The 13,715-nt window shown below is 48.5% G+C and carries 12 protein-coding genes; 10 read left to right on the top strand and 2 right to left on the bottom strand.

Annotated features, from left to right (window positions below; genetic code table 11):
- Nucleotides 1–3 precede the first annotated feature (3 nt).
- The 5 genes from HMPREF9443_RS05520 to HMPREF9443_RS05500 all read left to right on the top strand — a co-directional run bounded on the left by HMPREF9443_RS05520 (nt 4) and on the right by HMPREF9443_RS05500 (nt 5,510).
- Nucleotides 4–1,107 (top strand): SufB/SufD family protein, encoded by a 1,104-nt coding sequence (locus tag HMPREF9443_RS05520; RefSeq protein ID WP_009145553.1) that lies wholly within the window; start codon nt 4–6, stop codon nt 1,105–1,107.
- Complete coding sequence (locus tag HMPREF9443_RS05515; protein ID WP_009145552.1) at nt 1,097–2,332, top strand: aminotransferase class V-fold PLP-dependent enzyme; 1,236 nt, start codon at nt 1,097–1,099, stop codon at nt 2,330–2,332. The genes HMPREF9443_RS05520 and HMPREF9443_RS05515 overlap by 11 nt, the downstream gene beginning before the upstream one ends.
- Complete coding sequence (sufU, locus tag HMPREF9443_RS05510) at nt 2,322–2,753, top strand: Fe-S cluster assembly sulfur transfer protein SufU (protein ID WP_009145551.1); 432 nt, start codon at nt 2,322–2,324, stop codon at nt 2,751–2,753. The genes HMPREF9443_RS05515 and sufU overlap by 11 nt, the downstream gene beginning before the upstream one ends.
- A 142-nt stretch (nt 2,754–2,895) precedes the next feature.
- Nucleotides 2,896–4,095, top strand: a complete 1,200-nt coding sequence (locus HMPREF9443_RS05505; RefSeq protein ID WP_009145550.1) for an HD domain-containing protein — start codon at nt 2,896–2,898, stop codon at nt 4,093–4,095.
- A gap of 179 nt (nt 4,096–4,274) precedes the next feature.
- Nucleotides 4,275–5,510 carry a Glu/Leu/Phe/Val family dehydrogenase gene (locus tag HMPREF9443_RS05500; RefSeq protein ID WP_040565096.1) on the top strand — a complete coding sequence of 412 codons (1,236 nt, stop codon included), beginning with the start codon at nt 4,275–4,277 and terminating at the stop codon, nt 5,508–5,510.
- Nucleotides 5,511–5,679: 169 nt separating this feature from the next.
- Here the strand turns inward: HMPREF9443_RS05500 and HMPREF9443_RS05495 are convergent, their stop codons facing one another.
- Nucleotides 5,680–6,435 carry a TPM domain-containing protein gene (locus tag HMPREF9443_RS05495; protein WP_009145548.1) on the bottom strand — a complete coding sequence of 252 codons (756 nt, stop codon included), beginning with the start codon at nt 6,433–6,435 and terminating at the stop codon, nt 5,680–5,682.
- A gap of 44 nt (nt 6,436–6,479) precedes the next feature.
- Entirely contained in the window at nt 6,480–7,034 is a 555-nt protein-coding gene (locus HMPREF9443_RS05490; RefSeq protein WP_009145547.1) for a LemA family protein, read from the bottom strand.
- A gap of 519 nt (nt 7,035–7,553) precedes the next feature.
- On the opposite strand from HMPREF9443_RS05490, the gene HMPREF9443_RS10335 reads away from it, so the two are divergent.
- The 5 genes from HMPREF9443_RS10335 to HMPREF9443_RS05465 all read left to right on the top strand — a co-directional run bounded on the left by HMPREF9443_RS10335 (nt 7,554) and on the right by HMPREF9443_RS05465 (nt 13,703).
- Complete coding sequence (locus tag HMPREF9443_RS10335; protein ID WP_009145545.1) at nt 7,554–7,868, top strand: helix-turn-helix domain-containing protein; 315 nt, start codon at nt 7,554–7,556, stop codon at nt 7,866–7,868.
- Between the two features lie 145 nt (nt 7,869–8,013).
- On the top strand, nt 8,014–8,427 hold the full coding sequence (locus tag HMPREF9443_RS05480; RefSeq protein WP_009145544.1) for a CtsR family transcriptional regulator: 414 nt from the start codon (nt 8,014–8,016) through the stop codon (nt 8,425–8,427).
- A 4-nt stretch (nt 8,428–8,431) separates the two neighbouring features.
- Entirely contained in the window at nt 8,432–11,152 is a 2,721-nt protein-coding gene (locus HMPREF9443_RS05475) for an ATP-dependent Clp protease ATP-binding subunit (RefSeq protein ID WP_009145543.1), read from the top strand.
- Nucleotides 11,139–12,506 (top strand): DNA repair protein RadA, encoded by a 1,368-nt coding sequence (gene radA / locus HMPREF9443_RS05470; RefSeq protein WP_009145542.1) that lies wholly within the window; start codon nt 11,139–11,141, stop codon nt 12,504–12,506. Before HMPREF9443_RS05475 ends, radA begins: the two co-directional genes overlap by 14 nt.
- Nucleotides 12,507–13,019: 513 nt before the next feature.
- Nucleotides 13,020–13,703 carry a Crp/Fnr family transcriptional regulator gene (locus HMPREF9443_RS05465; protein WP_009145541.1) on the top strand — a complete coding sequence of 228 codons (684 nt, stop codon included), beginning with the start codon at nt 13,020–13,022 and terminating at the stop codon, nt 13,701–13,703.
- Nucleotides 13,704–13,715 lie beyond the last annotated feature (12 nt).

The raw sequence follows: 13,715 nt of genomic DNA, 5'->3' as shown, positions 1-13,715 counted from the left end.
AGCATGATAGAAGAATTAGTAATAAATCAGTTGCCTGCTCCAACCTGGAACAGGTTAAAAATGAATGAAACAAAGCTGGCCGGCTTGGAGCTGCCGCAGGATAGTTGTGAACCGCGTGTAGCTTTGGAGGGCAACGTTTGCCTGAATAAAAGCAAGGGCAGCAATTGCTGCGGCTGCAGCGAAAAGGCACAGTGCGCAGTACATGGCACTGATTTTGCCAAAATAGCAGGCGGCGTCGGTGAAGCAATGAGCAATCTGGGCGAGGGCAAAAAGCTGCGTCTTGTTGCTGACGCAGGCAAGAGTGTAGCTGCTGTTACTTTGCGTTATGCCGATAATACAAGCTGCTATAATCAGATTGAAATCGAAGCTAAGCCCGGCAGTGAGGTTACTGTGCTGATGACCTATATCTCTACAGCACAAGCTAAAGGACAGGCAAGCATCCAGACTAAGATAGACGTAGCTGCCGGTGCTAAGGTTAAGCTGGTGCAGGTACAGCTTTTGGGCAAGGATTTCCTGCATATCAACGACGTTGGCAGTGAGCTTGGCGACAATGCTGCCTTTGAGCTGCTGCAAATCCAGTTGGGTGCAGATAAAATTTACAATGGCGTACGCACCGAGCTTCTCGGTGACGGCAGCGATTTCAACGCTGCTATCGGTTATTACGGCCGCCATGGACAGACTGTTGACATGAACTTTATTGCCAACCACTACGGCAAAAAGACTACCTGCGAAATGACTGCGGACGGTGTGCTGCAGGGAGGTGCTAAGAAAATTTATCGTGGCACGATTGATTTCAAAAACGGCAGCGCCGGCGCTGTTGGTGACGAGAAGGAAACAGTATTGCTGTTGAGCGATGACGTGGTTAACCAGACGATTCCTCTGATTCTGTGCAGTGAGGAGGACGTGCAGGGCAACCATGGCGCCAGCATCGGCAAGCTTGATGACGAATTATTATTCTACCTGTGCAGCCGCGGTTTCAGCGAGCAGGAGGCAGTTGATATGATGGCTAAGGCGAAAATTGATGCCCTGTGCCGCAAGATTGATGACGAGGATACTGTGCAATTAGTACAGCGTTATCTGGAAGGAGTGATGGCAGATGGTGAATGATAAGGATTTACTGTCCTTTGATTATAAAAAGGATTTCCCTTTGCTGGCAGCTAACGATGTTGCTTATTTGGACAACTCTGCTACCACACAAAAGCCTGCCTGCGTTATTGAGGCAGAGCGTGATTTTTATCTCAAACACAATGCTAATCCGTTGCGTGGTTTGTATGACCTGGCAATGCAGGCAACCGACATTTATGAAGATGCGCGTGTTGCTGTGCAGAAGTTTATCAATGCCAAAAGCGAGCAGGAAATTATTTTCACCCGCAATACTACGGAAAGCCTGAACCTGGTAGCTTACAGCTACGGTCTGGCTAACCTTAAGCCCGGTGATGAAATCGTTACCACGATTATGGAGCATCACAGCAACATGCTGCCCTGGCGCATGGTTGCACAGCAGACAGGTGCAGTAGTAAAGTACATTGAATGTGCTGTTGACGGCAGTATCAGCGATGAGGCTATCGATGCTGCTGTAACCGAAAAAACTAAAATCGTAGCAATGGCAGAGGTTTCCAACGTTTTGGGACGCTTGAACCCGATTGCCAAAGCTATCAGTGCTGCGCATAAGGTTGGCGCTGTTGCTGTTATTGACGCAGCGCAGAGCGCACCGCATATGGCGATTGATGTGCAGAAAATGGACGCTGATTTTCTTGCTTTCAGCGGCCACAAGATGCTCGGACCTATGGGCATCGGCGTACTGTACGGCAAGAAGGCATTGCTGGAGGCTATGCCTCCGTTCCTGAGCGGTGGCGAGATGATCAGCTTTGTAAGCCGCGACGGACAGGAATATGCACCGTTGCCGCACAAGTTTGAAGCAGGCACGGTAAATGCTGCCGGTGCTGCCGGACTGCATGCTGCTATCGAATATATCAACAGCATCGGCTTTGAGGTAATCGAAGCGCGCGAAGCAGCGCTGACGAAATTAGCATTTGATGCGATGCAGAATATTCCCGGTGTACATATTATCGGCGGTAAGACCGCAGAAGAGCACAAGGGTATTCTTACCTTTACGGTAGAGGGCGTGCATCCGCATGATATCGCTGCAATCCTTGATGCTGACGGCGTAAATATACGTGCCGGCAATCATTGCGCTCAGCCGTTGCTGGACCACCTTTGCACCGGTGCGACTGCCCGTGCAAGTCTGGCCTTCTACAATTCGGCAGCAGATGTAGAGCGCTTCATTAACAGCTTATCTACAATAAGGGAGAGAATGGGCTATGGCAGATAATAGAGCCTTTTATAACGAAATTTTAATCGACCACAATATGCATCCCGGTCATAAGCATGATTTGCCTGATGCAGACGTAGAGATGCGCGGCTATAATCCCAGCTGCGGTGATGATATCACCATGAAGCTGAAACTTGCCGAAGGCGTGGTTGTTGATGGTGCCTTCCAGGGCAGCGGCTGTGCAATCAGCCAGGCAAGTGCTGACATGATGCTGGATCTTGTTATCGGCAAGAGTGAGGAAGAGGCTTTGCGCCTTGCTGATATTTTCCTGCGCATGATTAAAGGGACCGCCAGCGAGGAAGAAATTGACGAGCTGGAGGAAGCAGGTGTGCTGCAGGATGTATCCCACATGCCGGCGCGCGTTAAATGCGCCGTACTTGGCTGGCATACACTGGAGCAGATGCTGGATAAAAAGGCCTAAGTTAATTTGATGGGCAGCTTTCGCACAGGCGGAGGCTGCCTTTTAATATATGCAGATATAAAATAAAATTACCGGCGTTCTTGCCAAAAGCCTGCTTTTGCTGTTAAATAAGAGTAGACGTGTTTATGAGGGAGATGAAGCAATGCTGACCAAAAGCTTTATTGAATTTTTGTATGATGCAGCGCATATACAGCGCTGGAATGAGCATATCCGCCCCAGCGGCTTTACAGAGCTTGATAAGCAGGCACATAAAATAATGATTATGTATGTGCTGGCCCGCCATGAGGAGGATGACCATGGTGCGCAGCTCAACTGGCGTCTGCTTATAGAGGGCGGCATTTTTGAGTTTTTGCAGCGCAACGTGCTGACTGATATTAAGCCGCAGATTTTCCATGAAATGATGCGTGTTTATGGCAAGGAGCTTAATGCCTGGGTTTATCAGGAGCTGCGTAGAAGAATTCCTGATATTCAGGAAGATTTTATGGAAAAAATGCAGCTCTATTTTGAGGACCCGCAATACTGCGCTATGGAAAAAAAGATTTTGCGCGCTGCCCATTATTTGGCAACCAAATGGGAATTTGAGCTGATTTATCACTTTAATGAGGGTATTTACGGCAGTGAGGATACCAAGGCTGTTATAGAAAACGAGCTGGAGGATCATTACGATTTGGCGGCAGTAAAGAAGCTGGCGCTGAAGGGCAAGAGCAGCAAGTTTATCGATCTTGTCGGCCAGCTGCGTTTCCAAAAGCGATGGGCGCAATCGCCGCGTGTTCCCGAAACCTCTGTTATGGGGCATGAGCTGCTGGTAGCGATTATGGGTTATTTTTGCGCAGTTAAGCTGGGAGCCTGTGATGAGCGTATCGTAGGTGATTTTCTCTGCGGTCTTTTCCACGATTTGCCGGAGGTGCTGACGCGCGATATTATTTCACCGGTCAAACGCAGTGTACCTGGCCTTGATGAGCTGATTAAGCGCATGGAAGAGCGTATGGTAGCTGAAAAGATTCTGCCGCTCTTGCCTTATACCTGGCATGAGGATATTCTGTATTATACGCAAAATGAATTTTCCAATCGTGTCCGCATTGACGGCAAAGTAGTGCAGACGAGCATTGAAGAAATCGGCAGCAAGTACAACAAGCCGGGCTTCCATGCAATTGACGGCAGTGTGCTCAAAGGCTGCGATAATCTTTCGGCCTTTGTAGAGGTGTGGCTGTCGCGTCGCTATGGCATAACCTCCAAGCATATGGAGGAGGGCGAGCGGGCTATTCGCAAGCAGTACAAGAATAAAATTATTGGTGGAATTGATTTTGGCAGAGTATATGACGAGTTCCCTATAATAGACTAAAGTAAAAACGCCGGCGGCTTCGCTGGCGTTTTTACTGTAAACAAAGCAGTTTTGTAAGTAAAAAAGCTTTAAAACATTAAAAAATTACATAAAATTTTGTAGACAGTGAATAGTGTACACGATATAATAAGAGTACGGATATGGGGTTATATCCTTTTGGAAAGCAAGGAGGCTTGATTATGAATATTTTTGAAATGGCCCAAATTCCACTGAATAAAGCGATTGAGACAATGAAGCTTGATGCAGGCGCAGCAGCTATTATTGCGGTTCCCGAACGTACTTTGGAAGTTTCTATTCCTGTAAAAATGGATGATGGTACTACAAAAGTATTTACCGGCTACCGTAGCCAGCATAGTACAATCCTTGGCCCCGCAAAGGGCGGCGTACGCTATCATCAGAATGTAAGCATGGATGAGGTAAAGACACTTGCCTTTTGGATGACCTGTAAATGTGCCGTGGCAGGCCTGCCGTATGGTGGCGGCAAGGGCGGTATTATTGTAGATCCGTCTAAGCTTTCGAAAGCAGAGCTTGAGCGTCTGACACGCGGTTATATAGATAAAATTGCACCGATTATCGGTGAAAAACGTGATATCCCGGCACCTGATATGAATACTAATGCTCAGATTATGGGATGGATGATGGATGAATACAGCAAGCTGGCCGGTCAATATGAGCCTGGCTTTATTACAGGCAAGGCAATCAGCGTAGGCGGCTCATTGGGACGTACTGCTGCTACCGGACGCGGTGTTGTTGTTGCGGCACTGGAAGCACTGAAGCTGAAAGGAATTCAGCCGCATGAGGCAACCGCTGCTGTGCAGGGCTTCGGCAATGTAGGCAGCTGGACTGCCAAGCTGTTTTGTGATGCAGGCGTAAAGGTTATTGCCTTGAGTGATGTTTACGGCGCTATCTTTAAAGAAGATGGTTTTGATTGCTATGATGTAGATGCCTATGTCAAGAAAACCGGCAGCGTAATAGGCTATCCGGGAAGTAAAGCAATTAGCAATGCCGAGCTGCTGGCAATGGAGGTCACCGTGCTGGCACCCTGCGCTATTGAACTGCAGCTGACTATGGAGAATGCGGCGGCTGTACAGGCAAGCATTATCTGCGAGGGTGCAAACGGACCGACTACGCCGGAGGCTGACGATATTCTGGAGGCTAAGGGCGTGATGGTTATTCCTGATATTCTGGCCAATGGCGGCGGTGTAACCGTAAGCTATTTTGAATGGGTACAGAATCTGTACCGTTACTTCTGGCCGGAGGAAGAGGTTATTGAAAAGCAGAACGCATTGATGCGCAAGGCCTTTAAGGCTGTTTATGAAAAGGCAAAGCAGTATAATGTAACGCTGCGTGTTGCCGCTTACATGGTTGCTCTGGGCAGCCTGGAAGAAGCAATGAAAATCAGAGGCATGATATAACTGCTGAATTTCGTTTAAGAATATAAAATGATAAAAACTCCTGCCTAGGCATTGTGCTTTGGCAGGAGTTTTTGCATTGTGGCTGCATTGTCGGTTCATTGTAAAGTGAGCATACAAAAAACTGCATCACCGGAAAGTGATGCAGTTCAGAGTGAGCTTTTTTGAGTATTTACCAGCTGCGGGACGAACCGCCGCCACCGCCGCTGCCGCCGCCGAAGCCTCGGCCGCCTCCGCCGCCGCGACCACCGCCGCGGAAAATCAGCAGCAATAATATGCGCGTGAAAAAGCCGCCCAGTAAAAGATTATCCACAATAAGAAAACCGATTACGCCCAAAGCAAACAGTAAATCATCTAAGATGGAACCTGTATTTTTTTGCGGTTGGGGAGCGGGAGCCTGATATTTCGCCCCGCTCAGCTCCGTATTATAGCCTTGGGCAATTTTGGCTGCGGCAGCCTTGTAGCCCTGCAAAATACCCTTGCTGTAATTACCGTCCTTGAAGTAAGGAATCATATACTGGTCCTGGATGCGTCCTGTAAGACCGTCAGGCAATGAGCCTTCCAGGCCGTAGCCTACTTCAATGCGCGAGCGTCTGTCCTTGACGGCGACGACAATGAGCGCACCGTTATTCTGCTCCTTGCTGCCAATGCCCCATTGGCGCAGAACCTCCAGAGCGTAATCCTCAATAGGCTCGCCGTCAAGAGTGTTGATTGTCAGTACTGCCAGCTGTGCTGTTGTTTTGTTGTCAAGCTCAGCGCCCAAGCTGAGCATTTGCTGTTTATCCTCTTCAGATATGACACCGGCGTTGTCCTGTACGTAAATGCCGCTGCCGGCCGCCGGTCGTGGCGGAATGGCAGGCGCGGCGCCGGCGTAAGCGGCAAAGAAGGTCTGCAGGATAAGCAGCAGGCAGATTATAAAACGTTTCATTATTATCCCTCCGTCAGCAGCTTGCAGCTAGCGGGATTATCTGCTTAAAATTTAACCTGCGGTACCTTTTGGGCAGCTGAATCTGCCTTGAAGTAATCCTTGGCGGTAAAGCCGAAGGCACCGGCGTATAAAGAGGTAGGCAGAGATTTGATTTTTGCGTTGTAGGACTGTACCGCATCATTATAGTCCTTACGTGCTACGGCGATACGGTTTTCGGTACCTGCAAGCTCATCCTGCAGTTGCTGGAAGTTAGTGTTGGCCTTTAAATCTGGGTAATTTTCGGCAACAACCAGCAGACGGCTCAGAGCACTGTTCATTTCATTGTTGGCTGCAGTTGTTTCTGCTACGGTTTTGGCACCGCCCAGCTTAGCGCGAGCGTCGGATACAGCCTTGAATACCTCTGTTTCGTGTGCTGCATAGCCTTTGACGGTATTTACCAGATTAGGGATTAAATCGTTACGGCGCTGCAGCTGGTTTTCCACCTGCGACCATTTGCTGGTAACATTTTCATTCATACTTACAAGACCGTTATAGCTGCTGAAGAACATAGCTGCCGCAATGACAATAGCAGCGATAACGCCTAAAAGACCTTTTCCCATTTTTACAGCTCCTTTCGTATTTAACGGATATCAGACAGACTTGCAAGGTCTGCTTGATTTAATTGTAGAAGAAAGCTTTCGTGCTGTCAATTTACAAAAAGTCAAAAAGGCAAAGAATTTGCGAAACTATTGTGAAATATGCCGCTTTTTTCTGCAATTAAAGAATCATAGAAAATTATTTATAAAACAGAGATGCTTTTTGTTTTCAAACAATGAGAATAAGAAGGAGAAAAGTTTGGATGCAACTTAATTGCCTTAAAATATTAATTATTATTATTGCATAATGCCTTAAAGAGGTGTATTATATAATTAGGTAAGTTGGTTTAAGCATTCGTTAAAAGGACAATTAAAGTGCGAATAGAGCGCCGGTTCCGGGAGAGGGGGTAGCTTTTCAGGAAATGGTTCTGAAAGAATGCTGTGTTATATTATATAGGGTGCGGTTATGTAGAAGGTCATTTCACAAGCAGTTGGATGTAGCTGGCATCACTATATCAGCAAATAGTTAGGGGATGAGCTAATATGGCAAAGCAAGTGGATTATAAGGCTGTGGGTCTACGTATCAAAACATTGCGTTTGAAAAATAATATTTATCAGACTGAGCTGGCTAAAAATATAGGTGTATCGCAAACCCATATGAGTAATATCGAAAGCGGACGTGCAGGCCTGACTTTGGAAAATCTGGTTAAGATGACGAATATTTTTAATTGTGGTATTGATGATATAGTATTCGGTGAAGAAAAAGCCAAGAAAGAAACCCAGACAACCTCTCTGGAGAATTTCACTATGCAGGATATCGTGCAGGCTTTGCAGATGCTGAAGACTATTAAGGGTTAATCAATTTAATGTTAAAGATTGCCGTGACTGAGTATGGTTGCGGTAGTCTTTTTTTATATGCTTTTTTTTGCCATAGATTTTTCACTTGCCTAAAGTCGAAAAGTCAAATATAATATATTCAAATATATAATCAAGGTGAGTAACTATGAAAAATTTAGCGGATGCAATTGAAAGCTTTATTATAGGTGAATTGCTGCGTGAGCATGAGGATACTGTGCTTGTGCAGCGCAATGAGCTGGCTGAGCGTTTGTCCTGCGCTCCTTCGCAGATAAGCTATGTGCTCAGTACGCGGTTTACGCCGGAGCGTGGCTTTATGGTGGAGTCAAGGCGCGGCAGCGGCGGTTTTGTACGCATTGTACGTATGCAGCCTGCGGCAGAAACACCCAAGCCGCCTACAGCCTTGCAGCTGGTGCAGCATTTGCTGCAGCAGAAGATGATTACAGCAAGAGAAGGCGCTTTACTGCAGTATATGCTGCAGATTATCGACGCCGATGAGGATAAGAAGAAGGAAATATTGCAGCAGGCTGTAGGCTTGCTGCACAGCACCGGACGGAGGTGAAGAAATGCTTTGTGAAAATTGTCATAAAAAACAGGCTATCATGCACATGGTATGCCTGGTAGGTGATAAGCAGATTGATAAGTGGCTTTGCGGTGACTGCGCTAAGGATTACCTGCCTATGGGTATGGGCGATATGCCTCTGACACCGGAGGGAGCCAAACGCTTTTTGGATGAAATGCTGAAGGGCGCAGGACGCAAGCCCAAGAAAAGGGTTACCCGCGAGGGCTTCAGCGAGGCTGCGGCCAAGGTGCTGGAGCTGGCTACCACCAAGGCCTTGGACTGTGGCAGCGAGCATATAGGTACGGAGCATATTTTGTGGGGCCTTTTGACGATACAGGATTGTACCGGCAAAAAGCTGCTGCACAAATTGCATAATAATCTCGATGAGATGAAAACAGAGCTGAAGAGCTGGCTGGACAAGGGCAGTAAGCAGTCCAAGCTGCCGCAGTACAGCCAACGCGCGCAGCGTGTAATGGAGCGTGCGGCAGAGAACGCGCAGGAGCTGGAGCAGGAATATGTCGGCAGTGAGCAGCTGCTTGTAGGTCTGTTGGCTGCAGGCGACGGCATTGCCTATCAGGTACTGCAGAAGTTTAAGATTACGCTGGCTGCTGTCAAGGAGCTGGTGCAGGCACTGGATGATCAGCGCAAGGCTGTGCCGGGCAGAAATCAGCAGCGTCGTCAGGCAGAAGAAAAACAGGCTGATGTTCTGGAGGTACTTTCAGGCTACGGACGTAATCTGAACCTGGAGGCCAGCCGCGGTAAAATTGATCCTGTTATCGGCCGTGATAAGGAGGTTGAACGCCTTATCCAGATTTTGTGCCGCAGAACAAAAAATAACCCGGTAATTATCGGCGAGGCCGGTGTGGGTAAAACCGCTATTGCCGAAGGCCTGGCGCAAAAGATTATCAAGGGTGACGTGCCTGAGTTTCTGCAACGGAAAATTATTTTTTCGCTGGAGCTGGGAATGCTGGTGGCAGGTGCAAAATATCGCGGTGAATTTGAAGACCGCATGAAGGAAATACTAAAGCTGGTGCGTGACGATAAGCGGATTATTCTCTTTATCGACGAGCTGCATACCATTATCGGTGCAGGCAGTGCCGAGGGCAGTATAGATGCTGCCAATATTATCAAACCGGCGCTGGCGCGTGGAGAGCTGCAGGTTATCGGCGCAACAACTGTTGATGAATACCGCAAGCATATCGAAAAGGATGCGGCGCTGGAAAGACGCTTCCAACCAGTGCTTGTTGATGTACCGAGTGCGGAAATCAGCGAAGCGATGCTGTTGGGACTGCGCAAGCGTTATGAGGAATTCCACAAGCTGCAGATTCAGCCGGAGGCTGTCAAGGCTGCGGTGGAGCTGAGTGACCGCTACATTACGGACAGAAATCTGCCTGATAAGGCTATTGACCTGATGGACGAGGCCTGTGCTCGTCTGCGTATCAAGCTGTATAAAAAATCTGCGCCCGCAAGAGAGCTGCAGGAGCAGCTGGAATATCTGCAGATGGAAAAGGAAGATGCTGTAGAGCAGCAGGATTACGAAAAGGCAGCGGAGCTGCGTGATAACGAGGCCGAGCTGCAGACGCAGCTGGCGGCAGCCTTGGATGAGGTGGCCATGAAGCAGCCTGTAACTGCGGAGGATGTGGCTGAGGTTGTTGCTTCCTGGACCGGTATTCCGCTGACACGTTTGACCGAAACAGAAAGCAGCCGTCTGCTGCAGCTGGAGCAGCGTCTGCACAAGCGTGTTATCGGTCAGGATGAGGCTGTGAGCTCAGTAAGCAGAGCTGTTCGCCGTGCCCGCGCAGGCTTTAAGGACAAAAACAGACCTGTCGGTTCCTTCCTGTTCCTCGGTCCTACCGGTGTAGGCAAAACTGAGCTGGCGAAGGCATTGGCACAGGAGCTGTTTGGCGATGAACGTGCTATGCTGCGCTTCGATATGTCGGAATACATGGAAAAGCACACCACAGCACGCCTGATTGGCGCACCTCCGGGCTATGTAGGCTATGACGAGGGCGGACAGCTGACGGATGCGGTACGCCGTAAGCCTTACTGTGTAGTGCTTTTGGATGAAATCGAAAAGGCACATCCGGATGTGTTTAATCTGCTGCTGCAGATTATGGAGGATGGCCGTCTGACCGACGGTCAGGGACGCACGGTAGACTTCCGTAATGCCGTGCTGATTATGACAAGCAACGCCGGCGCACAGCAGCTGGCTAACACCAGACCGCTGGGCTTTGCCGGCAACGAGGCAGGCGAGCGCAAGAACCGCAAGGAGCAGGTGCTTGCTGAAATCAAGAACGTGTTCCGTCCGGAATTTTTGAACCGTGTAGACGAAATCCTTGTCTTTAATTCCTTGGGCAGACAGGAGCTGGAGCTGATTGCCGACAATATGCTGCGTGAGCTGAACCAGCGTCTGACAGGCAACGGTCTCAGCATCGAGCTGACTGCTCCGGCACGAGAGCTGCTGCTGAAGGAAGGCAGTGACAGCAAGTATGGTGCGCGTCCGCTGCGCCGCGCTTTGCGCAAGCTGGTGGAGGATCCATTGAGTGATTTGTTCCTAGCAGGAAAATTCCACAGCGGTGACAAGATTATTGCCGAGGCTGCAGATAAAAAAATGGATTTTCATATGGCGATTGAGGGAGCACAGTTTTTGCTGGAGCTGCCGGTGACAGATGAACAGACTGCTGCTGTAAGCAGCGGAAAGGAGCCGCAGCATGGCCAGAACTAAGAGCAGATTTGTCTGCCAGGAATGCGGTTATGTTGCTTCCTCGTGGCTGGGACGCTGCCCGGAATGCGGCGGCTGGAACACGCTGGTGGAGGAGGCAGAGGTAACTGCCAAGGCAAGTAAAAGCTATTTGCCGGCTAATAACGAAAAGCTGCGGCCGCGTACTATCGCCAGTGTTGCCCAAACAAAGGTAGAACGTCTGGCAACAGGCATCCGTGAATTTGACCGTGTGCTGGGCGGCGGTGTCGTTCAAGGCAGTCTTGTGCTGCTGGGAGGCACGCCGGGCATCGGCAAATCTACGATTTTGCTGGACGCAGGCCTGCGCTTCGGGCAGCAGGGAATCAAAGTGCTGTATGTCAGCGGCGAGGAATCGGAGGAGCAGACTGCAATGCGTGCTGTCCGCTTGGGCGGAGCGCAGGCCAATGATAACCTGTTGATTCTTACGGCAACGGATCTGGATGCTATTTTAGCACAGGCGAATGCCCTAAAGCCGCAGCTTCTGATTATCGACAGTATTCAGACTATGTATAACCCGGAACTGCAGACTGCTGCCGGCAGTGTGGGGCAGGTGCGTGAGTGTACGGCTAAGCTGCTGCAGTTTGCCAAAAGTACGGGCATTGCGGTGCTGCTGATTGGTCACGTTACCAAAGACGGCACTATCGCCGGACCGCGACTATTGGAGCATATGGTGGACGTGGTGCTGCAGTTTGAGGGTGACCGTTCCTATTCCTTCCGTGTTCTGCGTGCATTAAAAAACCGCTTCGGCAGTACGAGCGAAAGCGGCATTTTCTCTATGGAGGCAGGCGGTCTGCAGGAGGTAGCAAATCCTGCAGGTCTGTTTTTGGAGGACAGAGATGGTGAGGCTGCAGGCAGCGTTATCGGTGCCTGCATGGAAGGAAACAGGCCGATTATGGCAGAAATCCAGGCGCTGGTAGCTAAAACCCCCTACGGCATGCCAAGACGTACGGCAGTAGGCTTTGATTATAACAGGGTGAATATGCTGCTGGCGATTCTGGAAAAACGTTTTGGCTTGGACTTTGGCATTTATGATGCTTATGTCAACGTAGTTGGTGGCATGAAGGTTAATGAGCCGGCGGCAGATTTGGCGGTGGCGGCAGCGCTTGTTTCCAGCTATCGCAACAGGCCTCTGCCTAAGGGTATCCTCGTCTTTGGCGAGGTTGGTCTTACAGGCGAGGTGCGCCGCGTCAGCGCGCCCGAGCGCAGGATTATGGATGGCATTAATCTGGGCTTCAGCAAATTCATTGTACCGGACAGCAAGCTGCAGCTGCCATCTGTCAAGGCACAGATTGTGCGTGTCAAAACATTGGAGCAGGCGATTGCGGCTATGTTCGGTTAAAGATAACATTTATAGATTAGTCAGATATAAAAAGCGCAGGCTGGTGGACAGTCCGCGCTTTCTTGTCTATACAGTGGGCAAATCCTCATATACCGGCTGATGCTTATAATGCAAAAAAATCCCGGTACACTTCCCTCAAAATGTACCGGTAAAGCAATTGGTATAAGGAACAACGTCCCAGCAAATGTCTTAAGGTTATTATGGTTATATTATAAATTGTGCGACAATTTGTGGGCGTTGCCATAGCAACGTTTTAACAGTTTGCAAGCGCTTTCTTTATTTACAAAACATCTCAGAAAAGAATAATTTTGTAAGTTTTGTAAGTGAAGCCGGATATCGCATAAAAGCGCAGTTTTAGGGACTTTTTCGCAGTTTTGAAAATCAGGAAAAATGTTGCGTGAGCAACAAAATTACTAAACGTTTACTTTAGTTACATAATATTTACATATGTATTTTAATTTGGGATAATAAGGATGTGGAATAACTAATATGAAATAGAAGGCTGGTGATAATATGGCAGTAAAAATGTTTGCACCGAATTATCATGATATACCGTTGTTTAAAGGCTTGGGCAGAGAAGAGATTAACGAGGTTCTGCATAAGTTTCATGGACTGATTAAGCATTTTCCTAAATCCGACTATATTTATCTGGCAGGTGACTGCATCGAAAATTTATGCGTTGTCATGGAAGGTACTGTTCAGATGATCAAAGAGGATATCTGGGGTGAAAAATCAATTATTGCCAATTTGAGCGCAGGTGACGTTTTTGCGGAAAACTACCTGGGTAAGCTGAGTGACCACAGTGTGGTAAGCTATTTTGCGGCAAGTGACAGCGAGATTCTGATGCTTCCTTTGGGAAGAATGCTGTTTGACGGCAGCAATCACAATGAAACCAACAGACGTCTGATGTGCAATATCGTTTCGATTCTGGCAGACAATAATACACGCCTGATTGAGAAAACGGAAATTCTTTGCAAAAAGACCTTGCGCGGTAAGATTATGGCGTATCTTGAGCAGGAAGCAAGGTACAATGGCAGTGATAAATTTACTATTCCTTTTAACCGTACTGATTTGGCTAATTATCTGGATGCCGACCGCAGTGCTTTGACCAGGGAGCTGGCGCGCATGCGTGCTGACGGACTTATCAGCTTTGAGAAGAATACATTTGAGATTCTGGAGCATTCTCATACGGAATAATAATTATATATT

It is taken from the genome of Phascolarctobacterium succinatutens YIT 12067, from assembly GCF_000188175.1.
In the GTDB taxonomy this organism is placed as follows: domain Bacteria; phylum Bacillota; class Negativicutes; order Acidaminococcales; family Acidaminococcaceae; genus Phascolarctobacterium_A; species Phascolarctobacterium_A succinatutens.
This window is presented reverse-complemented; position numbering and strand designations above follow the sequence as displayed.

What these genes read in the sequence shown, in the direction of transcription:
- HMPREF9443_RS05520 (WP_009145553.1), top strand. Translation starts at nt 4, where the DNA reads ATGATAGAAGAATTAGTAATAAATCAGTTGCCTGCTCCAACCTGGAAC.
- HMPREF9443_RS05515 (WP_009145552.1), top strand. Translation starts at nt 1,097, where the DNA reads ATGGTGAATGATAAGGATTTACTGTCCTTTGATTATAAAAAGGATTTC.
- sufU (WP_009145551.1), top strand. Translation starts at nt 2,322, where the DNA reads ATGGCAGATAATAGAGCCTTTTATAACGAAATTTTAATCGACCACAAT.
- HMPREF9443_RS05505 (WP_009145550.1), top strand. Translation starts at nt 2,896, where the DNA reads ATGCTGACCAAAAGCTTTATTGAATTTTTGTATGATGCAGCGCATATA.
- HMPREF9443_RS05500 (WP_040565096.1), top strand. Translation starts at nt 4,275, where the DNA reads ATGAATATTTTTGAAATGGCCCAAATTCCACTGAATAAAGCGATTGAG.
- HMPREF9443_RS05495 (WP_009145548.1), bottom strand. Translation starts at nt 6,435, where the DNA reads ATGAAACGTTTTATAATCTGCCTGCTGCTTATCCTGCAGACCTTCTTT.
- HMPREF9443_RS05490 (WP_009145547.1), bottom strand. Translation starts at nt 7,034, where the DNA reads ATGGGAAAAGGTCTTTTAGGCGTTATCGCTGCTATTGTCATTGCGGCA.
- HMPREF9443_RS10335 (WP_009145545.1), top strand. Translation starts at nt 7,554, where the DNA reads ATGGCAAAGCAAGTGGATTATAAGGCTGTGGGTCTACGTATCAAAACA.
- HMPREF9443_RS05480 (WP_009145544.1), top strand. Translation starts at nt 8,014, where the DNA reads ATGAAAAATTTAGCGGATGCAATTGAAAGCTTTATTATAGGTGAATTG.
- HMPREF9443_RS05475 (WP_009145543.1), top strand. Translation starts at nt 8,432, where the DNA reads ATGCTTTGTGAAAATTGTCATAAAAAACAGGCTATCATGCACATGGTA.
- radA (WP_009145542.1), top strand. Translation starts at nt 11,139, where the DNA reads ATGGCCAGAACTAAGAGCAGATTTGTCTGCCAGGAATGCGGTTATGTT.
- HMPREF9443_RS05465 (WP_009145541.1), top strand. Translation starts at nt 13,020, where the DNA reads ATGGCAGTAAAAATGTTTGCACCGAATTATCATGATATACCGTTGTTT.